Raw genomic sequence first — 20,912 nt, 5'->3', positions numbered from 1 at the left:
CTGCGACAGGGCGTGCAGAAACAATACGGACCGGCCGCGGCTGCCGCCGTCAGCAGCGGCTGGGCGCGGGTGTAGGAGAGTGCCGCCTAGGGGGATGGACCAAAAAGAAAAAGCCGCAACGCGCGGGGCGTTGCGGCTTCTTTTCTTCAGTTCCTTGGTCTGCGTTCACATCGCTTGCGCGATATGAACTGCGTCCGAAGACCAATACTGCGCTAACGCGCGGAGGGCTTTACAGCCCGGCTGCAGAGCGAAGCGCAGCAGCTTTATCAGTCTTTTGGCCTGCGCTCACATCGCTACGCGATATGAGCCTGCGCCGAAAGCCGGACAAGCTCGCTTCGCTCGGGGCCTTTACAGGCCCGCTGCTGCGCGCAGCGCAGCCGCCTTGTCCGTCTTTTCCCAGCTGAACTCGGGTTCTTCGCGGCCGAAGTGGCCGTAGGCGGCGGTCTTTTCATAGATCGGGCGCAGCAGGTCCAGCATCTGGATGATGCCCTTGGGGCGCAGGTCGAAGTGCGCGCGCACCAGCTTGGCGATCTGGTCGTCCGGAATCACGCCCGTGCCTTCGGTGTAGACCGTGATGTTCATCGGCTCGGCCACGCCGATCGCGTAGGCCACCTGGATCTGGCACTGGCGGGCGAGGCCGGCGGCCACGATGTTCTTGGCCACGTAGCGGGCGGCATAGGCGGCCGAGCGGTCCACCTTCGTTGGGTCCTTGCCGCTGAACGCGCCGCCGCCGTGGGGGCAGGCGCCGCCGTAGGTGTCCACGATGATCTTGCGGCCCGTCAGGCCGCAGTCGCCTTGCGGGCCGCCGATGACGAAACGGCCGGTGGGGTTGATCAGGTAGCGCGTGTTCTGCAGCCATTCCTTGGGCAGCACGGGCTTGATGATTTCCTCGATGACGGCTTCAGTGAAGCTGGCCTTCATCTTGGTCTGCGTTTCGCTCTGGTCGGGGTGGTGCTGGGTGGAGAGCACCACGGTGTCGATGCTGTGGGGCTTGCCGTCCACGTAGCGCATCGTCACCTGGCTCTTGGCATCAGGGCGCAGGAAGGGCAGGCGGCCGTCCTTGCGCAGCTGGGCCTGGCGCTCCACGAGGCGGTGGGCGTAGTAGATGGGCGCGGGCATCAGCTCGGGCGTTTCGTCGCAGGCGTAGCCGAACATCAGGCCCTGGTCACCGGCGCCGGTGTTCAGGTGGTCGTCGCTCGCATGGTCCACGCCCTGGGCGATGTCGTTGCTCTGCTTGTCGTAGGCCACGAGCACGGCGCAGCCCTTGTAGTCGATGCCGTAGTCGGTGTTGTCGTAGCCGATGCGCTTGATGGTGTCGCGCGCCACCTGGATGTAGTCCACGTGGGCGTTGGTGGTGATCTCGCCCGCCAGCACCACCAGGCCGGTGTTGGTCAGCGTTTCAGCGGCGACGCGGCTGCGGGGGTCTTGTTTGAAGATCGCATCGAGAATCGCGTCCGAGATCTGGTCGGCCACCTTGTCGGGGTGGCCTTCGGAGACGGATTCCGAGGTAAAGAGAAAGTCGTTCGCCATTTGAATAAACTCCTGTGTTCCGGCATTTGGGGCGTTGCCCTCACCCCGAAGGAGCTCTGGCGAACGCTTTAGCAGATTTTTTTAACGTCGCCCTGCAAGTTGCTCATTTAACTCAGCGACCCCTCTATTTTAATGCCAGTCGTCTTCCGATTCTTTTCCGCGTTTCCGCTGTGGTTGCTGCATGCCATGGGTGCCGCCATGGGCTGGGTGGCGTTTTGTGCGTCGCCCACCTACCGTCGCCGCTTTCTCGCCAATTCGGCGCTGGCGGGCTATCCGTTTGGCGCCGTGCGGGCCGCAGTGGCTCATGCCGGGCGCATGGTGGCCGAGCTGCCCCGCCTGTGGATGGGTGCCACCATGCCCTGTGCCATCACGGGCGAAGCCTGTGTGGAGCAGGCCTATGCGGCCGGGCGGGGCATCGTGTTCCTGACCCCGCACCAAGGGTGCTTCGAGCTGTCGGCCCAGGCCGCTGCGCGCCGCTGGAGTGCGGAGCGCGGCCCCATCACCGTGCTGTACCGCCCCGCGCGCCAGGCCTGGCTGGCCAAGGTGATGGAGACCGCGCGCAATCGCCCCGGCATGTTGGCCGTGCCCACCACGCTGGCGGGTGTGCGCCAGATGATCAAGGCCCTGCGACGGGGTGAGGCCGTGGGCCTGCTGCCCGACCAGGTGCCGCCCGAGGGGCAGGGTCTGTGGGCACCGTTCTTTGGCCGCGATGCCTACACCATGACCCTGGCCGCGCGCCTGGCGCAGCAGACCGGCGCGGCCGTGGTGCTGGTGCGCTGCGAGCGCCTGCCCTGGGGGCGGGGCTACATCACGCATTTCGAACCCCTGGCGCAGCCGCTGTCCGACCAGATGGACCCGGCTGTGCTGCAGATCAATCAGGCCATGGAACACCTCATCCGCCAGTGCCCCGAGCAGTACCTGTGGGGCTATGGCCGCTACAAGCAGCCCCGGGGAGAAGCCGCACCGGCTGAACCGGTTGCCGGGGGGGCCGCATGACCGGCCGCCTGGGCGTGTGGTTCATGAGCGTGCTGGCGCTGCTGCCCTTGCCGGTGTTGCGCGGCATGGGCTGGGTGCTGGGGCAGGTGGCGTACGTGCTGGTGGTGCGGCGGCGCAAGGTGGCGCTGCGCAACCTGGCGCTGTGTTTCCCCGACTGGACCGAGGCGCGCCGCCGCGCCGTGGCGCGGGCCAACTTTGTGGTGTTCTGCCAGACCTGGCTGGACCGCAGCTGGCTCTGGGCCGCGCCGCGCGCGGTGGTCGAGCAGCGCGTGCGCCTCGCGGGCGCGGTGCACGAGCTGGAGGGCGACACGCCCACCATCCTGTTCGCGCCGCATTTCTACGGCATGGACGCGGGCGGCCTGGCGCTGCCGCTGAGCACGCAGCGCGCCTTCACGTCGATTTTTGCCACCCACCCCGACCCGGCGGTGGATGCCTGGTTCATGGCCGGGCGGCAGCGTTTTGGCGACGTGCGCATGCTCAACCGTGCCGATGGCGTCAAGCCCATCATCTCCAGCCTGCGCAAGGGGGGGCTGCTGTACCTGCTGCCCGACATGGACTATGGCCGCAACGACTCGCTGTTTGTGCCGTTCTATGGCATGACGGCGGCCACCATCCCCTCGCTGTCGCGTTTTGCGCGGCTGGGGCGGGCCAAGGTGGTGGGCGTGTATTCGCGCATGACGTCCACAGGCTATGTGGCCGAGGTCTCGCCCGCCTGGGCTGATTACCCCACCGACGACGCCGAGGCCGACACCGTGCGCATGAACCGCGAGCTGCAGGCCGTGATCGACACCATGCCCGAGCAGTACTACTGGGTGCACAAGCGCTTCAAGACGCGGCCCGAGGGCGAGGATTCGGTGTACTGATTACTGATCTCTGGCAGTGGGGCTCCGCCCGGGCGGCGTGGCTTGGGTCCGTTGGTGGATCTCAGTTTGTTAAAGAAAATGGCCGCTTCCGCGCTTCCAGAATGCCTTGGTAGCTATGCTTTTTGATGAAAAAAGCGCTGCAACTCCAGGGCCACGCGCTCCGGGTGCTCGTGCACGATCCAGTGCGAAGCGGCTTCTATCTGTTGCAGTTGCAGCCGAGGCACCCAGCCCGGCAGCCCGTCGAGCAGCCCGGGCAGCAGGGCCGGATCGTCCATGCCCCACAGCACCAGGGTGGGCACCTCCACCGTCAGCATCGATTCGGGCAAGGCGATGGCCTGTGCGCCCGGGTCGTCGTCGCGTGGCGGGCGGATGGGGCTGGCGCGGTAGTAGTTGCAGGCGCCGGTCAGGCCCTGCCTCCACAGCGCGCGGTACTGGGCGCGCACGCTGTCGGTGAGCCAGGCCGGCGCGCGGCCCTGCGGGTCGTCAAAAAAGCCGAACAGGCGGCGGAAGTCGTTGTCCGCCAGCAGTTCCTCGGCGTCCGGGCGGCACAGGAAGTGCATGTACTGGCTGCCCGCCTGCTGGGCCGGGTTGTGCGCCAGCTCGCGCACAAAGGCGCCGGGATGGGGGGAGTTGATGATCGCCAGCCGCTTCATCAGCTGCGGCTGCTGGTTGGCCAGGTTCCAGGCCACGGCGCCGCCCCAGTCGTGCGCCACCAGGCATTCCAGCGCGCCGCCGGGGCATTCGTGGGCGATCAGCGCCACCAGGTCCTGCACCAGGTGTCTGGCGCGGTAGGCCTCTACCTCGGCCGGGCTGCTGGACGGGCCAAACCCGCGCAGGTAGGGCGCCACGCAGCGGTAGCCACCGTTTTCGGGGCGGGAGAAATGCAGCAGCAGCTCGTCCCAGATGAAGGCCCCCTCGGGAAACCCGTGCAGGAACAGCAGCACCGGGCGCCCCGCCACGCCGCTGGTGCGGCAGTGCAGGGTGATGCCATGCGGAAGGGGGACGGCGTTCTGTTGGATCATGCGTGTCTGCTATCAATTAAATAGCTTCTAGCGCATGATGGTCGCGCGCTAGAGGCTGTTTTTTTCTGAATTTTCAGGGGCGGCGTCTGCCCCGGCAGGCGGTGCATCGGCTTCGGCGGCTTCGGGCTCTGCCGCAGGGCGCACCGGGTGGGCCCACTGCCACAGCAGCTGGGCCACATCGTCCACCCCTTGTTTCTTGAGGGCCGAGAACATCTTCACCTCGCCGCCGCCCGCGTGCAGTCGCGTAATCGACAGCACCTTGGCCTGTTCGGCGCGGGTGAGCTTGTCGGCCTTGGTCAGCACCACGAGGAACTTCAGGCCTTCTTCGACGCGGGGGCGCACAACTTCCAGCAGCGCTTCATCCAGCTCGGTCAGGCCCAGGCGCGGGTCGCACAGCAGCACGATGCCGGTGAGGCTGGTGCGGCTGACCAGGTAATTCACCATCACCTGCTGCCAGCGCACCTTGTCCGAGCGCGACACTGCGGCATAGCCATAGCCGGGCAGGTCGGCCAGCACGGCGTCGGTCACGCCCTGCTTGCCCAGCGAGAACAGGTTGATGTGCTGTGTGCGGCCGGGTTTTTTGGAGGCAAACGCCAGCTGCTTTTGCTGCGTGAGCGTGTTGATGCAGGTGGATTTGCCCGCGTTGGAACGGCCCACGAAGGCGATTTCGGGCACGTCGATGGGCGGCAGGTGGTGCAGCTGGGCGGCCGTGGTCAGGAACCTGGCCGTGTGCATCCAGCCCATGGCGATCTTGGCGTCGGGTGCGGGCGGAAGGGAGCCAGCAACTGGCGCGGTAGGAGAAGTCGTCATGAGAAATTGGGATGCGAGGAAGCCTCATTGTAGAATCGCGCGGTTTTGCGCACATAAACATACACCCTCGATATGAAGTTGCTCGCCTCCTTGCTGACGGCTGCCGCACTGGCAGCACCTGTTTTCTCGGCCTACGCGGCGGGCGACGCCCCCAAGGTGGCCAAGCCGGATCTCGTCAAGGGCGAGGCCAGCTTCACCGCCGTGTGTGCGGCCTGCCACAACGCCGACGGCAACTCGGCCATCGCGGCCAACCCCAAGCTGTCGCAGCAACACCCCGAGTACCTGGTCAAGCAATTGCAGGAATTCAAGTCGGGCAAGCGCAACAACGCCGTCATGAAGGGCTTTGCGGCCGCCCTGTCGGACGACGACATGCGCAACATCTCCTACTGGCTGGCCTCCAAGCCCGCCAAGGCCGGTTTCGCCAAGGACAAGGACCTGGTCGCCCTGGGCGAGCGCATCTACCGTGGCGGCATTCCCGACCGTAACATCGCTGCCTGCGCAGGCTGCCACAGCCCCAACGGTGCGGGCATCCCGGCACAGTACCCCCGTCTGGCGGGTCAGCATGCCGACTACACGGTGTCGCAGCTGAACATGTTCCGCGACGGTTCGCGCAACAACAGCCTGCAGATGACCCAGGTGGCCGCCAAGCTCAACGACAAGGAAATCAAGGCCGTCTCGGACTACATCGCCGGCCTGCGCTGATTGATCTTCGTCAAACCGGGGCCCCTTGAGGTTTTTTGAACCGGGCCGCACGGAACCTACCGCCAATAACAACCCCAAAAAGGGCGGGTCCATCTCCACGGATGGTCCCGCCCTTTTTCTTTCGCGCTTCGCAGACACCGTTTCATCCATGTCCGACAACACCCAAGGCCTTCGCATCCAGTCTGGTTCCCAGGCCTGGCGCGCCGGGATCGAACTGCTGTCCTCCATGCGGTTCGCCATCTCGCTGCTGACGGTGATCTGCATTGCCTCGGTGATCGGCACCGTGCTCAAGCAGCACGAGCCTGCGGTCAACTACGTCAACCAGTTCGGGCCGTTCTGGGCCGAGCTGTTTGGCGCCATCCAGCTCAACGCGGTGTACAGCGCCTGGTGGTTCCTGCTGATCCTCGCGTTCCTGGTGATCAGCACTTCGCTGTGCATTGCTCGCAACACGCCGAAGATCCTGGTGGACCTCAAGGCCTACAAGGAAAACATCCGCGAACAAAGCCTCAAGGCCTTCCACCACAAAGCACAGGCTGACCTGCCCGAATCGGCCGAGGCCGAGGCACGCCGCATCGGCACCCTGCTGGCCGGTGGGGGCTGGAAGGTGCGCCTGCAGCAGCGCGACACCGCCGCAGGCCCCGGCACGGGCTGGATGGTGGCGGCCAAGGCGGGTGCGGCCAACAAGATCGGCTACATCGCGGCGCACAGTGCCATCGTGCTGGTGTGCGTGGGTGGCCTGCTCGACGGCGATCTCATCGTGCGCGCCCAGATGCTGCTGGGCGGCAAGACGCCCTACCAGGGCGGCGGACTGATTGCCGATGTGAAGCCCGAGCACCGGCTGTCCGAGCGCAACCCCACCTTCCGGGGCAACCTGCTGGTGGCCGAGGGCACGCAGTCGAGCACGGCCATCCTGAACCAGTCCGATGGCGTGCTGCTGCAGGACCTGCCCTTCGCCATCGAACTCAAGAAGTTCATCGTGGAGCATTACTCCACCGGCATGCCCAAGTTGTTTGCCAGCGAGATCGTGATCCACGACAAGGCCACGGGCGAGAAGACACCCGCGCGTGTCGAGGTGAACCACCCCGCGAGCTACAAAGGCATCGAGATCTACCAGTCGAGCTTTGACGACGGGGGCTCGCACCTCAAACTGCGCGCCGCACCCATGGTGGCCGGGGCCAAGCCGTTTGACGTGGAAGGTGTGGTGGGCGGCTCCACCCAGCTCACCAACAAGGGCGGCGGTCCGGGCAGCGACACGCTGACGCTGGAGTTCACGGCGCTGCGTACCATCAACGTCGAGAACTTCGGCGGTGCGGGCCCTGGCAGCAGCGGCGCCGACGTGCGCAAGGTGGACCTGCGCGAATCGGTGGAGTCCCGCCTGGGGGCTGCCAACAAGACCGTGACCAAAAAAGAGTTGCGCAACGTGGGCCCGAGCGTGACCTACAAGCTGCGCGACGCCGCCGGCCAGGCGCGTGAGTTTCACAACTACATGCTGCCGGTGGACACGGGCGATGGTGTGCCAGTGTTCCTGCTGGGCGTGCGCGAGTCGCCCGCTGACCCTTTCCGGTACCTGCGTGTGCCCGCAGACGACAACGGCAGCATGGACGGGTTCCTGCGCATGAAGGCCCTGCTGGCCGACCCCGACGCGCGCGAGCAGGCTGTGCGCCGCTATGTGTCCCAGGCCATGGATTCGTCGCGCCCCGAGCTGGCCGAGCAGTTGCGCCTGTCGGCATCCCGCGCGCTGGCGCTGTTTGCGGGCGAAGGCATGGTGGCGGGCAAGCCCACGGGCGGCCTGCAGGCGGTGTCGGACTTCATGGAGGCCAACGTGCCCGAGGCCGAGCGCGCGCGGGCGGGCGAGGTGCTGGTGCGCATCCTCAACGGCACGCTGTTCGAGGTGGCCCAGCTTGCGCGCAAGCAGGCGGGCCAGGCGCCGCTGCAGCACGATGACCGCACCCAGGGCTTCATGACGCAGGCCGTGCTCTCGCTGTCAGACGCGCAGATCTACCCTGCGCCGCTGGCGTTCGAACTCAAGGACTTCACCCAGGTGCAGGCCAGCGTGTTCCAGGTGGCCCGCGCCCCTGGCAAGAACATTGTCTATCTGGGCTGCGCCTTGCTGATCCTGGGCATTTTTGCCATGCTGTACGTGCGGGAGCGGCGCGTATGGGTGTGGGTGGCCCCCCAGGAAGGGCGTACCCACGCCACCATGGCGCTGTCCACCAACCGCAAGACGCTGGACAGTGACCAGGAGTTTGCACAGCTCGCACACAAACTGATCGGGGCCTCGCCCCGCGAAGGTACTGCATGAACACCGCGACCTCTTCTTCGAACACCACGACGATCACCCTGAACGAGGGCTTCTTTGCCCGCCGCAACTGGCTGGACTGGCTGTTTGCTGCCATCGTGACCGTGGGGGGGCTCTATGCGCTGCAGCGCTACGGCAGCTTCATGGACGGGTACGAAAAAGGCATCCTGATCGGCACCATCCCGTGCACGATCTGGCTGTGCTGGTTCTGGCGCCCGTTGCGGGTGCTGCTGCTCTTTGTGGCGGCCGTGGCCCTGATGGCGATCGGGCTGTACCAGCAGGACGGGGCGGGCAACTTGGCGCGGGCCGATACGGTGTTCGGCCTCAAGTATTTCCTCTCCAGCCAGTCCGCCATCCTGTGGATGAGCATGCTGTTTTTCATCAGCACCGCGTTCTACTGGATCGGCATGTTCTCGCGCGGCGAGGGCCGCACCATGGGCATGCTGGGCTCGCGCATCGCCTGGGTGGCGGTGGCCATGGCGCTCATCGGCACGCTGGTGCGCTGGTACGAAAGCTATCTCATCGGGCCCGACATCGGCCACATCCCGGTGAGCAATTTGTATGAGGTGTTCGTGCTGTTCTGCTGGATGACGGCAGCGTTCTACCTCTATTACGAAGAGCAGTACGACACGCGCGCGCTGGGCGGTTTTGTGATGCTGGTGGTGAGTGCGGCCGTGGGCTTCTTGCTCTGGTACACCGTGGTGCGCGAGGCGCATGAGATCCAGCCCCTGGTGCCTGCCCTCAAGAGCTGGTGGATGAAGCTGCATGTGCCCGCCAACTTCATCGGCTATGGCACCTTTGCGCTGGCGGCCATGGTGGCCTTTGCCTACCTGATCAAGCAGCAGGCCGCCGAAACCCGCTGGTACAAGCTGGCGCCGCTGTGGCTGCTGGGCGTGGTGCTGTGTTTCGAGCCCATCGTGTTCCGCCAGGGCGCGACCGAGAATGGCGGCAGCTACTGGATGGTGTACTTCGGCATCTCCGCGCTGATCGTTGCGGGCATCCTGTTGGGCCGCAAGCGCATCGCGGCGCGCCTGCCTTCGTTCGAGATCCTGGACGATGTGATGTACAAGTCCATCGCCGTGGGCTTTGCGTTCTTCACCATCGCCACTGTGCTGGGTGCCCTGTGGGCGGCCGAGGCCTGGGGCGGCTACTGGAGCTGGGATCCGAAGGAGACCTGGGCGCTGATCGTCTGGCTCAACTACGCCGCCTGGCTGCACATGCGGCTCATGAAGGGCCTGCGGGGCACGGTGTCCGCCTGGTGGGCGCTGGTGGGGCTTGCGGTCACCACCTTCGCGTTCCTGGGGGTGAACATGTTCCTGAGCGGCCTGCACAGCTACGGCACGTTGTGATGGGGTGAGGGCCCGGTCGGGCATTGGCGCAGGCGGCGGCAACTATTGCGTCGTCGGTGTAACCTGAGCGGTCTCGGGAACGAACTAGCAGTAGTGCTGCTCTACCGCTGCAGCTGTTTCCACCAGACCATGACCGGAGCCTCCCCATGCTGATCCCTTCGCGCGACTCGGGTTTCAACCACCCCCACCCCTCCGAAATCACGCCCCGCGCGGTCTACGAAGACCGGCGCCAGATGCTCAGGCTCATGGCGGGCGGCGCGGCAGGTGCCGCGATGGCGGCCTGGGCAGGCCGCGAGGCGCTGGCGCAGCAAGCCCAGGTGATGCGGCCCAACAAACTGGCTGCGCTGGCGGGTGCCAAGTCCACCGTGGCGGGCGCGGTCACGATGGAAAAGCTCACCGACTACAAAGACGCGAGCACCTACAACAACTTCTACGAGTTCGGCACCGACAAGGCCGACCCGGCGCGCAACGCCCACACGCTCAAGACCAGCCCCTGGACGGTGGACGTGGAAGGGCTGGTCAAGAAGCCCGGCAAGTACGGCATCGAAGACCTGATCAAGCTCAGCGCGCAGGAGGAGCGCATTTACCGGCTGCGCTGCGTGGAGGGCTGGTCCATGGTCATCCCCTGGGTGGGCTATTCGCTGGCGGAACTCATCAAGCGTGTGGAGCCGCAGGGCAGCGCCAAGTACGTGGAGTTCGTGACCCTGGCCGACAAGGCGACCATGCCCTTCGTCGGTTCGCGTGTACTCGATTGGCCCTATGTGGAAGGCCTGCGCCTGGACGAGGCCATGCATCCGCTCACACTGCTCGCATTTGGCATGTATGGCGAGGTGCTGCCCAACCAGAACGGAGCGCCCGTGCGCCTGGTGGTGCCCTGGAAGTACGGTTTCAAGAGCGCCAAGAGCATCGTCAAGATCCGCTTCGTCGAGAAGGAGCCTGGCACCGCCTGGAACAAGGCGGCCAAGCAGGAATATGGCTTCTATTCGAACGTGAACCCCGAGGTGGACCACCCGCGCTGGAGCCAGGCCACCGAGCGGCGCATTGGTGAAGACGGCCTGTTCGCCAAGAAGCGCAAGACGTTGATGTTCAACGGCTACGAAGCCCAGGTCGGCCAGCTCTACGCGGGCATGGACCTCAAGAAGTTCTACTGATCCCTGGTGACTGCCTGACGTTTTCTGGGCCCTGTCTTCTGGCCCGGCCTTCCGCCTGGGGGCTGCGGCCTCCAGAACAGGCACCGATCCCCATGCGCAAACTCCTGCTCCATCCCGCCGCCAAACCCCTGGTCTTTGTGCTGTGCCTGCTTCCCCTGGTCTGGCTGGTGGTGGCCGCAGCGACGAACCAGCTGGGCGCCAACCCTGCAGAGGCCCTGATCCGCGCCACGGGCGACTGGACGCTGCGAGCGCTGTGCCTGGTGCTGGCCGTCACGCCGCTGCGCGTGCTCACGGCCACGCCGCAGCTGGCGCGGTTTCGGCGCATGCTGGGCCTGTTCGTGTTTTTCTACGGAGTGCTGCACCTGCTGAGCTATGCCTGGTTTGACATGGGCTTTGATCTGGCAGACATCCTGCGCGACATCGCCAAGCGGCCGTTCATCCTGGTCGGATCGCTGGCACTGCTGCTGCTGGCGCTGCTGGCGGGCACCTCGTTCAACCGGGCCATCAAGGCGCTGGGGGGCAAGCGCTGGCAGGCGCTGCACCGCGCGGTCTACGCGGTGGCGGGTTTGGCCATCCTGCACTTCTTCTGGATGCGTGCCGGGAAGAACGATTTTGCTGAAGTGGCGCTGTACGCCGCCATCCTGGCGGTGCTGCTGGGCTGGCGTGTCTGGCACCGCTGGCGCAGGCCGCAGCCCGGCTTGGCCACCACCCCGCGCGAGCGTGGCACTCCAGCGCGCCTGCCTTAGCGCTGTGGATCGTTTGCTATATATTTAATAGCTATCTTCGCTTGCCCAGTGCGCGGAGACGGCCTTTTTCCCTTGTAATGCAACAGCTTTATGCGTTCACGGCCCGCAGCGCCGGGCGCATCTGCCGGGTCACGGGGTCGATGTAGGCTGTGGGGATCTGGTAGGCCCGGTCATCAAACAGGTCAATGCCACACATCAGGTTCTCGATCCATTCAAAGAAGTCGTTGATGGCTTCCTTGCCCATGATGGGGGCGCCATGCTGCGGCACCAGCATGGCAATGTCGAGCTGGCGGGCCATGCGTGCCCACAGGCGCAGGATCTTGTTGGACACCATGTAGCGGCGGTGGAAGCCCTCCATGCGAGGAATGTGCGCCTTGAGGTCAGTCACCGGCACACGGGCCTCGGCGCCCGACATCATCGACACGCCCAGGTCACCCGTGAACAGGATGCGGCTGACCGGATCGTAGAAGTGGAAGTTGCCTTCGGAATGCATGAAGTGCGCAGGCAGCAGCACCAACTCGTGGCGGCCCAGGGGCAGGTGGCCGCCGCCGTCGGGCACGCCGATCACGCGGTTCTCGGTCTTGCCCACCTTGGTGAAGTGCGGCGCAAAGCGCTCCCACACGCGCGAGATCACCAGGTTGGCCTTGGTGCTCGTCATCCAGCGGTCGAGCGAGGCAATGATGTCTGGGTCGGCGTGTGAGGCGATCAGGTACGACAGCTTGTGGGGCGGGAAGTGTTTGGTCATCCCCATGAACAGTTCGTTGAAGGCGAGGTTGCCGCCCGGGTCGATGATGGCGCCCGTGTCGTCGTCAACGATCAAAAACTGATTGGCCTGCACGGCCTGGCCGTCCTCCTCGATGAGGTCGGTGAACATCAGGCAAGCGTGATTCTTGTCGCGGTAGAGTTCCAGGGCCATGGCCATCCTGCGGTGCAATAAAGCGCAGACTGTACGAGTGCCCCTAGGATTTGTACTTGATCGAAATCAAGCGGTGCTGCATTGGTGCCCCATGGCGGGGCGTTGTCCCAGCGGCGTCAGCGGGGGGTAGAGGCTGCGGCCGCAGGCGCCTGCGCTGCGCCCACGCCGCTGCTGGGCGTGAGTGTTTCCGGCAGCGTGGCGCGCTGTCCTGCGGCAGGCCCCGTCGGCAAGTACAAGGGCCCCCGCTGTCCACAGCCAAGCAGGGCTGCCGCACTGGCAGCAAGGACAAGTGTCCTGACTAGAATTTGGGGAGCTTTCAACATGCGCAAATTGTAATGACCGACCTCGAATTCATGGACCACGCCGAACAACTGCTGCTTGCCGTCGAGCGCAGCTGTGATCGCATCAACGACACCACGGATGCCGATGTGGATGCTCAGCGGTCGGGGGGGATGGTGACGCTGACGTTCCCCAACCGCAGCCAGATCGTTGTCAACCTGCAAAAGCCTTTGCACGAGGTCTGGATGGCGGCCCGTTCGGGGGGGTATCACTACCGGTTTGACGGCAGTGTGTGGCAGGACACCAAAGGCGCGGGCGAATTCTTCGCGTGCCTGAGCCGGGACGCCACCCAGCAGTCCGGGTTGCCTCTGCAGTTTGCCGCCCTGTAGGCGGCAGCTCCGGCCAAGTGACCGACGCCCCGTGAAGCGTTGGTCGGGCGCCGGGCAGTCCCCCGCCTCTTGTTCTCCTGGTTTGGGCGGGAGAGTGCCCTGGGCTCTACAGCATCAACGCAGCCGTTGCGCAGGAGGCGCTCGGTCAGTTGCGGAACAGGTCGAGGATGCGGCTGCGCTCTTCAGAAGGCGGTGGCGCCTGGGGGGTGACCGCCGGTGATGTGGAGCGCTGGTCTTCCAGTCCGACGCTCGACACGCCTGCGCTGCGGGCGTACTCGTCATAGAACCACTCGCCACCCACATTGACCACCCCTGTAGGCACGGTGGGCTCCATCACGGGGACGCCCTTGAGGGCGCGCTCCATGAAGCTGATCCACACGGGCAGGCTGAGTCCGCCCCCCGTTTCACGGCTGCCCAGGTTGCGGGGCGTGTCGTAGCCGATCCAGGTGACGGCTGCGATGGTGGGCTGGTAGCCAGCAAACCATGCGTCCACCGAGTCGTTGGTGGTGCCGGTTTTGCCGTACAGGTCGGGGCGTTTGAGAGTCGCCTGGGCGCGGGCAGCCGTCCCGGAGCGGGTGACTTCCTGCAGCAGGCTGTTCATCAGAAAGGCATTGCGGGCTTCGATGGCCCGAGGCTGTTCACTGGTCACCGGCGGTGTGGTTTCGGAAATCACCCGGCCCTTGTGGTCTGTGACCTTGGTGATCAGCCAGGGGTTCACGCGATAGCCCCCATTGGCAAACACCGAGTAGGCGGCCGCCATCTGCAGCGGCGTGACGGAGCCTGCTCCCAGCGCCATGGTCAGGTAGGCGGGGTGCTTTTCAGGATCAAAGCCGAAACGCCCCACCCACTCCTGTGCTGTCTTGGGGCCTACGGCCTGCAGGATGCGGATCGAGACCATGTTCTTGGACTTGGCCAGGCCCGTGCGCATGCTCATGGGGCCGTCGTACTTGCCGTCGTAGTTCTTGGGCTCCCAGGGCTGGCCGCCGGTCACACCGGCATCAAAGAACAGCGGCGCGTCATTGATGACAGTGGCCGGGGTGAAGCCTTTTTCAAGGGCGGCGGAGTAGATGAACGGCTTGAAGCTGGAGCCCGGCTGGCGCCACGCCTGCGCGGCATGGTTGAACTTGTTCTTGTCGAAGTCGAATCCCCCCACCAGCGCACGGATGGAGCCGTTGCGAGGGTCCAGGGCTACAAAGGCACCTTCGACTTCAGGCAGTTGCGTGATCTCCCAGGCGCCCTTGGGTGTCTTTACCACGCGTATCACCGCGCCCCGGCGGATCTTGATGTTGGGCGGGGCCTTGTCGCTGAGTCCGGACTGCGCGGGCTTGAGGCCATCGCCAGTGATTTCCAGTGTGTCCCCGTTGGCGCGCGCTGCAACGATTTTGCGCGGCGTGGCCTCCAGCACCACGGCCGAGAGCACGTCGCCGTTGTCCGGGTGGTTGGCCAGAGCGTCGTCAATCGCATCCTCGACTTCTTGCGGTGCAGTAGGCAAAGCCACGAATTTTTCGGGGCCCCGGTACTGCTGGCGCCGCTCATAGTCCATGATCCCTCGGCGCAAGGCGCTGTACGCGGCTTCCTGCTCTGCGGCATTCAGGGTGGTGTACACGTTCAGGCCGCGTGTGTAGGCCTCATTGCCGTACTGCGTGAAGATCAGTTGGCGGGCCATCTCGGCTACGTACTCCGCATGCACCCGCGTGTTGTCGGGGCCGGTACGGATCTTCAACTCTTCCTTCTTGGCTTCGGCGGCCTGCTGCGCGGTGATGAAGCCGTTCTCTTCCATCCGCTCAATGATGTACTGCTGGCGGACCCGGGCCCGTTTGGGATTGCTGATGGGGTTGTAGGCCGAGGGGGCCTTGGGCAATCCTGCCAACATCGCGGCTTCTGCAATGGACAGTGATTTCAGCGGCTTGCCAAAATAGGCCTCGGAGGCTGCGGCAAAACCATATGCGCGATTGCCCAAGAAAATCTGATTCATGTAAATCTCAAGAATCTGATCCTTGGTCAGTAAGTGTTCCAGTTTGAATGTCAGTAAGATTTCGTAAATTTTGCGGGTAAATGTTTTCTCTGACGACAGATAAACATTGCGAGCTACCTGCATTGTGATAGTCGATGCCCCTTGGCTTTTCACGCGGCCCAAATTGGCAAGGCCTGCGCGCACCACACCTTTGTAGTCCACGCCGCCATGTTGGAAGAAGCGAGCATCCTCAATGGCCAAAACGGCGTCTTTCATCACTTTCGGGATGTCTTCGATCGGCGTGAGGTTTCTGCGCTCCTCACCAAACTCACCCAGCAAGGCCCCTTCAGCAGAATAGACGCGCAACGGCAGTTTGGGCCGGTAGTCGGCTAGGTCAGAGATGTCGGGAAGGTTGGGGTAGGCCACGGCGAGCGCCACCGCGATGATCAGTGCGAGCCCGACCGCCGCAGCCGCCGCCAACCCGGTCATCCACAGCGTGATGCGAAGAAGCCAGCGAAGCCAGGTGGAGCGGGTGCGGGTGGAGGCTGTGTCCGGCTTGTCGGACGACTTCGAGGGGGAGGGCGGCATATCGCTCCGAAAGGGTAAGGCTATCCATTATAAAAATGTCTGCCCTGGCTTCCCTTGAATCTCAAATCCAGGCGATTCCGGTGCCGCCGAAAGGCGCATGATCCTTGTCGAACGGTATTGCCGAGCCCCGAAATTTCGTCTGCTTTTGGCAACGCTCCGCAGGCGTTACAACGGGAAAAATCTTTGCTGGAGAACTATCTTACTGATAGCATTCATGTGAAGTGTTAAGTTTTGTTGCCTCATTTTGGCAAGTTACAGGGGACCAATCTTGATCTCAATGGGGTCTTTGTTCAGTCGCCAGTCTGCTCCGCTGCTGGGAATCGACATCAGTTCTTCCAGTGTCAAGCTGGTGGAGTTGGGGCGTGATAAGGCAGGCGGTCTGGTTCTAGAGCGTTGCGCCATCGAGCCGCTGGAGCGCGGCTGGATCACGGACGGCAACATCGAAAAATTCGACGAAGTCGCTGACGCGCTGCGCCGACTCGTCAAGAAGAGCGGAACGAGGACAAAAAACGTCGCTCTGGCGCTGCCGCCATCTGCTGTCATTACCAAAAAGATCACGCTTCCGGGCGGCATGACCGAGCAGGAGCTTGAGGTTCAGGTCGAATCCGAAGCCAATCAGTACATTCCTTTCTCGCTCGACGAAGTGAGTCTGGATTTTTGCGTGATCGGGCCCAGCAAGAATGCGCCTGGTGATGTAGACGTACTCATCGCCGCTTCACGGCGCGAAAAAGTCCAGGACAGGCAAGGCCTGGCAGAGGCTGCGGGCTTGAAGCCTGTGGTGGTCGATATCGAGTCCCACGCGTCGCGTTTGGCTGCGGGGCGTTTGATTGAAGCGCTCCCTAATAAAGGCGTTGATGCCATGGTGGCCTTGTTCGAGGTGGGCGCGCTGACTACCAGCATGCAGGTCATCCGGAACGAGGAGGTCTTGTATGACCGGGACCAGGCTTTTGGCGGGGCTCAACTGACGCAATTGATCGTGCGTCAATATGGCTTCTCGGTGGAAGAGGCCGAAGGCAAGAAACGCAACGGCGATCTTCCCGAAGACTATCAGTCGGCCGTTCTTCGTCCTTTCGTCGATAGCATGGCTCAAGAAATTGGCCGTGCATTGCAGTTCTTCTTCACCAGCACGCCACACAACCGTGTTGATCACATCATGCTTGCGGGGGGGTCGGCTCCTTTGCCAGGGCTCACGGAGGCGGTTACTCAGCAGACGGGGTTTGCCTGCAGCGCGGTCAATCCATTTGACGGGATGGAGATCGGAAGTTCTGTCCGGCTCAAAAAGATGGTGCGTGAAGCCCCATCCTATTTGACCTCTTGCGGCTTGGCTATGCGGAGGTTCCTGCAGTGATTCTGATTAACTTACTCCCCCACCGAGAGGAGGCGCGGAAGCGCCGCAAAGAGGCCTTTCAGGCCACGATGTTTGCGTCTTTCCTGCTGGGCCTGGTGATTGCTGGTGCCATTTATTGGTGGTTTCAGATGATGATCACCGATCAGCAAGCCAAGAACAATTTCCTGCAACAGGAAATTAAAGTGCTCGAAGAGCAGATCAAAGAAATCGCGTCTATCGAAGACGAGATTGCTGCTTTGCGTGCGCGTCAGAAAGCCGTCGAAGATCTTCAATCTGACAGAAATCTCCCGGTGCATCTCTTGACGGAGCTGGTCAAGCAACTGCCAGATGGGGTTTACATCACAGCGATTGGTCAAACTGGGCAAACTATCACCATGCAGGGTATGGCCCAATCGAATGAGCGTGTTTCAGAGCTGCTGCGCAACTTGTCTGCAAATACCCCGTGGCTAGATAAGCCCGAGCTGAGTGAAATTACAGCCAATACGGTCTCTTTGAGTCAACGGGATCAACGGAGAGTGTCTTCGTTTAATCTGAAGTTCCAGTTGGTGCGTGCAAGTGAAGCCCAGAAGACGATGGCTGCGGCCAGCGCTGCTGCATCGTCGGGAGGTAAGTGATATGGCTAATAAGAAAGAAAAATCTATTAGCTTTGCCGAGCAGATGGATGTGGTTCAGCGGCAATTCAGAAATCTCGATACCAAAGATCCATCGTTATGGCCTGTTTTACCCAAAGGCCTGTTGTGTGCTTTCATTGCGGGAGCAGTAACTGCAGTATCGTGGTTCGCCTTCTTGAAGGATTATGAAGTAGAACTAGAAAATGAGCGTGCTAAAGAAGTGGCACTGCGCACAGATTATCAGAAAAAACTGGTTAAAGCAGTGAGTTTGGATGCGCTGAAAAAGCAAAGAGAGCAGATTCAGCAGTACGTTATCCAATTGGAGAAACAGTTGCCCAGCAAGGCTGAGATGGCGGCATTGTTGTCTGATATTAATCAGGCAGGGCTTGGAAGAAGTTTGCAATTTGAGCTATTTAAGCCCGGGCAGATTGTTGTTAAGGACTATTATGCTGAGCTCCCGATATCTATTCGTGTAACGGGTAAATATCATGATATTGGTGCTTTTGCGTCAGATATAGCTCATTTGTCTCGCATTGTGACGTTAAACAATATCGCGATAGTGCCTGGCGCTCGTGATGGTTTGGTGATGGATGCAATCGCTCGCACATTTAGATATTTGGATGTTGAAGAAATACAAGCTCAAAAGAAGGCGGGAGGCGCTAAATGAGTAAGGTGGCACAGAGTTTGTTCTTAATTTTTTCGATGTTTACTCTTGTTGGGTGCCTGCCCTCTGGTGAGGATGAATTGCGTGTGTGGATAGCTGATCAAAGGGCCAACACCAAGCCCAACGTTATTCCGTTGACAGAGCCTAAGAAGTTCATTCCTGAAGCCTACTCCCAGGGGGGGGCGCTAGAACCATTTAACCAAATCAAGCTTACTCAAGCATTGCGTCGAGACTCCGTACAGATAGCCTCCAACGCCGCGCTGATTGCGCCTGAGATGACTCGGCGTAAAGAGCCTCTTGAGGCGTTTCCGTTGGATGCTATGGCGATGGTGGGGAGCCTTAACAAAACAGGATCGCCCACTGCATTATTGAAGGTAGACAATCTTATTTACCAAGTGAAGGTTGGGAGTTATTTGGGGCAAAATTACGGAAAAATTGTTGGGATAACGGAGAATTCGATTCAACTACGTGAGATTGCACAGGACGCAACTGGAGATTGGATAGAGCGCCCGGTAACGCTTGACCTGCAAGAGGGGAAAAAATGAAACATAATAGTGGCTTTTTTGTAAATCGCTGCCGTAGTGCCGCTGTGGGCGTTTCCATTGCCGTCATGTCTTTGGGGGCGGCTGCACAAGGGGCAATTAATGCAATTGCTGCCAGCGTCCAGGGTGGCGTGGAGGTTTTGAGGATTGAATTTGATGAGCCACTTACTGCGATTCCTACTGGGTTCGCAACGCAGTTGCCCGCGCGTGTTGCTCTGGATTTTCAAGGGGTCAGTAATTCCAGCGGTAAATCGATCTATGAAGTAAATTTGGGTAATCTTAGATCGGTAAATGTGGTGCAAGCGGGTGAGAGATCTCGTATTGTATTGAACCTTAAGTCTGCAACTTCTTATCGTGCTGAGATTCAGGGTCGGACTTTAATTTTATCTCTTGATCCTGTGGCTGGAGTTGCTTCGAGGGCGGCATCTTCCGTAGTTCATTTTTCGGATTCGCAAAATGGTGATATATTGCCGCTGAAAGATGTTGATTTTCGTCGTGGGGCAGATGGCTCGGGTCGGATCGTGGTTAATTTGGCCAGCAATCAGGTGGGAGTTGACCTTCAGCAGCAATCCAAAGGTATTGTTGTGGAATTTATGAGGTCATCACTGCCAGAGGGACTCAGGCGGCGCCTCGATGTCGCTGACTTTGGAACACCTGTGCAAGTTGTTACTACAACACAGGTGGGTGAGCGTGTTCGCATGCTGATTGAATCTGTGGGCGATTGGGATCACAGCGCCTATCAAAGTGACAGTCAATTTGTTGTTGAGATTAGGCAGAAAAAAGTGGACTTGAGTAAGCTTACTCAGGGGCCTGGATATTCTGGGGAGAAGCTTTCACTGAATTTTCAGAATATTGAGGTGAGATCGTTGCTTCAGGTGATTGCGGATTTTACAAATTTTAATATTGTAACTTCTGATACCGTAACGGGTGCCCTCACACTGCGGCTCAAAGATGTACCTTGGGATCAAGCACTCCAAATTATTATGGATGCAAAAGGTCTCGGGATGAAGAAGACAGGGTCTGTTCTTTGGATTGCTCCGAAGGATGAGATTGATGCGCGCACCAAGAAAGATTTTGAAGCAGCTCTGGCAATACAGAAACTCGAGCCCCTGAAAACACAAGCCTATCAGCTTAATTATGCTAAGGCTGGGGATATCCTTCTTCAGCTAACAACCTCGACAACTGGTGGCGGTGGCGGGGGGGTCCGTTTCTTGTCGGAGCGCGGTAGTGCGATTTCTGAGCCACGTACGAATCAGTTGTTTGTGACAGATACTCCAAGTAAATTGGAAGAGGTGCGAATGCTACTTGCTAGTTTAGATGTAGCTGTGCGGCAAGTTTTGATTGAAGCTCGTATTGTTGAGGCAAGAGATTCATTTGGTCGTTCGCTGGGGGTGCGCCTTGGTGGTACAGATCTCCGGGCAAATAGGGGGGGGGATGGAGGTTATGGTCTCGGTGGAAATAATCGGATTGCGTTCGGATCCTCATACAGTGATGCCGTTGCATCGAGTGGTGCTGGCGGAACAACGAATACCAATGGTAACTTTGTGAATCTTCCTGCAAGCCTCTCCAATGTTAGCAGTGTCGGTAGTTTTGCTTTGTCAATATTTAACTCGGCGGCAAATCGATTTCTTACGCTGGAGCTGTCTGCTATGGAGGCTGATGGTAAAGGGCGGGTTGTTTCAAGCCCACGAATAATTACAGCGGATCAAACCAAGGCACTGATTGAGCAGGGTACGGAATATCCATATTCTATAACTGCCCCCAATGGCGCAACCACTTTGGCTTTTAAGAAGGCGGTTTTGAAATTGGAAGTGACTCCTCAAATTACCCCGGAGGGGAATATTATCCTGGATCTTGATGTTAATAAGGATAGCCGCGGAGAAACTACGACTCAAGGCGTTGCAATCGATACAAAGCACGTTAAGACCCAGATTCTGATTGAAAATGGGGGGACTGTTGTTATTGGGGGTATATTTGAAATGGAAGAAACTAATCAGGAAAATAAAATACCATTGATTGGTGATGTTCCTGTTGTGGGTAATCTTTTCAAGAATCGGACTAAAGAGTCGACGAAGCGCGAAATGTTGGTGTTTATTACGCCAAAAGTAATTTCTGATGGTGGACTAAAGAAGTAGATTGTGAACTTTGGGGAG

19 protein-coding genes are annotated in these 20,912 nt (G+C 60.9%); 13 read left to right on the top strand and 6 right to left on the bottom strand.

The features are described 5' to 3' along the window. Positions 1 to 348 precede the first annotated feature (348 nt). The gene (gene metK / locus AC07Z7_RS12460) at positions 349 to 1,530 is read right to left on the bottom strand and encodes a methionine adenosyltransferase (RefSeq protein WP_094286446.1); all 1,182 of its coding nucleotides are present in this window, start codon (positions 1,528 to 1,530) and stop codon (positions 349 to 351) included. 132 nt (positions 1,531 to 1,662) lie between these two features. Between metK and AC07Z7_RS12455 the strand changes: the two genes are divergently transcribed. Together AC07Z7_RS12455 and AC07Z7_RS12450 are read left to right on the top strand one after the other, a co-directional pair. Continuing rightward, positions 1,663 to 2,526, top strand: a complete 864-nt coding sequence (locus AC07Z7_RS12455; protein ID WP_252659266.1) for a lysophospholipid acyltransferase family protein — start codon at positions 1,663 to 1,665, stop codon at positions 2,524 to 2,526. Continuing rightward, the gene (locus AC07Z7_RS12450) at positions 2,523 to 3,389 is read left to right on the top strand and encodes a lysophospholipid acyltransferase family protein (RefSeq protein ID WP_494766425.1); all 867 of its coding nucleotides are present in this window, start codon (positions 2,523 to 2,525) and stop codon (positions 3,387 to 3,389) included. Before AC07Z7_RS12455 ends, AC07Z7_RS12450 begins: the two co-directional genes overlap by 4 nt. Positions 3,390 to 3,502: 113 nt before the next feature. On the opposite strand, the gene AC07Z7_RS12445 is transcribed toward AC07Z7_RS12450, so the two are convergent. Both AC07Z7_RS12445 and yihA read right to left on the bottom strand, forming a co-directional pair. Then, positions 3,503 to 4,411, bottom strand: coding sequence for an alpha/beta fold hydrolase (locus AC07Z7_RS12445; RefSeq protein ID WP_494766424.1), 909 nt, complete (start codon positions 4,409 to 4,411; stop codon positions 3,503 to 3,505). Positions 4,412 to 4,459: 48 nt separating this feature from the next. Beyond that, positions 4,460 to 5,221: a ribosome biogenesis GTP-binding protein YihA/YsxC gene (gene yihA, locus AC07Z7_RS12440; protein WP_494766423.1), complete on the bottom strand. Its 762-nt coding sequence runs from the start codon at positions 5,219 to 5,221 to the stop codon at positions 4,460 to 4,462. Between the two features lie 72 nt (positions 5,222 to 5,293). Between yihA and AC07Z7_RS12435 the strand changes: the two genes are divergently transcribed. The 5 genes from AC07Z7_RS12435 (at position 5,294) to msrQ (ending at position 11,468) form a co-directional block, all read left to right on the top strand. Continuing rightward, positions 5,294 to 5,923 (top strand): c-type cytochrome, encoded by a 630-nt coding sequence (locus AC07Z7_RS12435; protein WP_494766422.1) that lies wholly within the window; start codon positions 5,294 to 5,296, stop codon positions 5,921 to 5,923. A 148-nt stretch (positions 5,924 to 6,071) separates the two neighbouring features. Beyond that, positions 6,072 to 8,225 (top strand): cytochrome c biogenesis protein ResB, encoded by a 2,154-nt coding sequence (locus tag AC07Z7_RS12430; protein ID WP_494766421.1) that lies wholly within the window; start codon positions 6,072 to 6,074, stop codon positions 8,223 to 8,225. Next, complete coding sequence (gene ccsB, locus AC07Z7_RS12425; RefSeq protein WP_494766420.1) at positions 8,222 to 9,571, top strand: c-type cytochrome biogenesis protein CcsB; 1,350 nt, start codon at positions 8,222 to 8,224, stop codon at positions 9,569 to 9,571. Before AC07Z7_RS12430 ends, ccsB begins: the two co-directional genes overlap by 4 nt. 146 nt (positions 9,572 to 9,717) lie before the next feature. Beyond that, a complete protein-coding gene (gene msrP / locus AC07Z7_RS12420; RefSeq protein ID WP_494766419.1) occupies positions 9,718 to 10,722 on the top strand; it encodes a protein-methionine-sulfoxide reductase catalytic subunit MsrP in 1,005 nt (334 codons plus the stop codon). Positions 10,723 to 10,814: 92 nt separating this feature from the next. Then, positions 10,815 to 11,468, top strand: coding sequence for a protein-methionine-sulfoxide reductase heme-binding subunit MsrQ (gene msrQ / locus AC07Z7_RS12415; RefSeq protein WP_494766418.1), 654 nt, complete (start codon positions 10,815 to 10,817; stop codon positions 11,466 to 11,468). Between the two features lie 88 nt (positions 11,469 to 11,556). On the opposite strand, the gene AC07Z7_RS12410 is transcribed toward msrQ, so the two are convergent. Next, a complete protein-coding gene (locus AC07Z7_RS12410; protein WP_094287955.1) occupies positions 11,557 to 12,384 on the bottom strand; it encodes an oxygen-binding di-iron domain-containing protein in 828 nt (275 codons plus the stop codon). A 116-nt stretch (positions 12,385 to 12,500) separates the two neighbouring features. Further along, a complete protein-coding gene (gene lptM / locus AC07Z7_RS12405) occupies positions 12,501 to 12,707 on the bottom strand; it encodes an LPS translocon maturation chaperone LptM (protein WP_494766417.1) in 207 nt (68 codons plus the stop codon). A 12-nt stretch (positions 12,708 to 12,719) separates the two neighbouring features. Between lptM and cyaY the strand changes: the two genes are divergently transcribed. Beyond that, positions 12,720 to 13,052 (top strand): iron donor protein CyaY, encoded by a 333-nt coding sequence (gene cyaY, locus AC07Z7_RS12400; protein ID WP_494766416.1) that lies wholly within the window; start codon positions 12,720 to 12,722, stop codon positions 13,050 to 13,052. 145 nt (positions 13,053 to 13,197) lie between these two features. Here cyaY and AC07Z7_RS12395 read toward each other — a convergent pair whose 3' ends face one another. Beyond that, entirely contained in the window at positions 13,198 to 15,594 is a 2,397-nt protein-coding gene (locus AC07Z7_RS12395; protein ID WP_494766415.1) for a penicillin-binding protein 1A, read from the bottom strand. Between the two features lie 268 nt (positions 15,595 to 15,862). Here AC07Z7_RS12395 and AC07Z7_RS12390 point away from each other — a divergent pair, with 268 nt between their 5' ends. Genes AC07Z7_RS12390 through AC07Z7_RS12370 form a run of 5 tightly spaced genes read left to right on the top strand, consistent with a single transcriptional unit; the run spans position 15,863 to position 20,894 of the window. Further along, positions 15,863 to 16,942, top strand: a complete 1,080-nt coding sequence (locus AC07Z7_RS12390) for a pilus assembly protein PilM (protein ID WP_094286470.1) — start codon at positions 15,863 to 15,865, stop codon at positions 16,940 to 16,942. Next, positions 16,939 to 17,556, top strand: coding sequence for a PilN domain-containing protein (locus tag AC07Z7_RS12385; protein ID WP_494766414.1), 618 nt, complete (start codon positions 16,939 to 16,941; stop codon positions 17,554 to 17,556). Before AC07Z7_RS12390 ends, AC07Z7_RS12385 begins: the two co-directional genes overlap by 4 nt. Before the next feature lies 1 nt (position 17,557). Beyond that, positions 17,558 to 18,220, top strand: a complete 663-nt coding sequence (locus AC07Z7_RS12380) for a type IV pilus inner membrane component PilO (protein ID WP_494766413.1) — start codon at positions 17,558 to 17,560, stop codon at positions 18,218 to 18,220. Next, positions 18,217 to 18,762 carry a pilus assembly protein PilP gene (locus AC07Z7_RS12375; protein ID WP_494766412.1) on the top strand — a complete coding sequence of 182 codons (546 nt, stop codon included), beginning with the start codon at positions 18,217 to 18,219 and terminating at the stop codon, positions 18,760 to 18,762. The genes AC07Z7_RS12380 and AC07Z7_RS12375 overlap by 4 nt, the downstream gene beginning before the upstream one ends. Then, a complete protein-coding gene (locus tag AC07Z7_RS12370) occupies positions 18,759 to 20,894 on the top strand; it encodes a type IV pilus secretin PilQ (protein WP_494766411.1) in 2,136 nt (711 codons plus the stop codon). Before AC07Z7_RS12375 ends, AC07Z7_RS12370 begins: the two co-directional genes overlap by 4 nt. The last annotated feature ends 18 nt before the right edge of the window (positions 20,895 to 20,912 follow it).

The organism is Acidovorax sp. GW101-11A03, from assembly GCF_059424825.1.
Note: the sequence above shows the minus strand (reverse complement) of the source record. Positions and strands in the feature narration are given on the sequence as shown.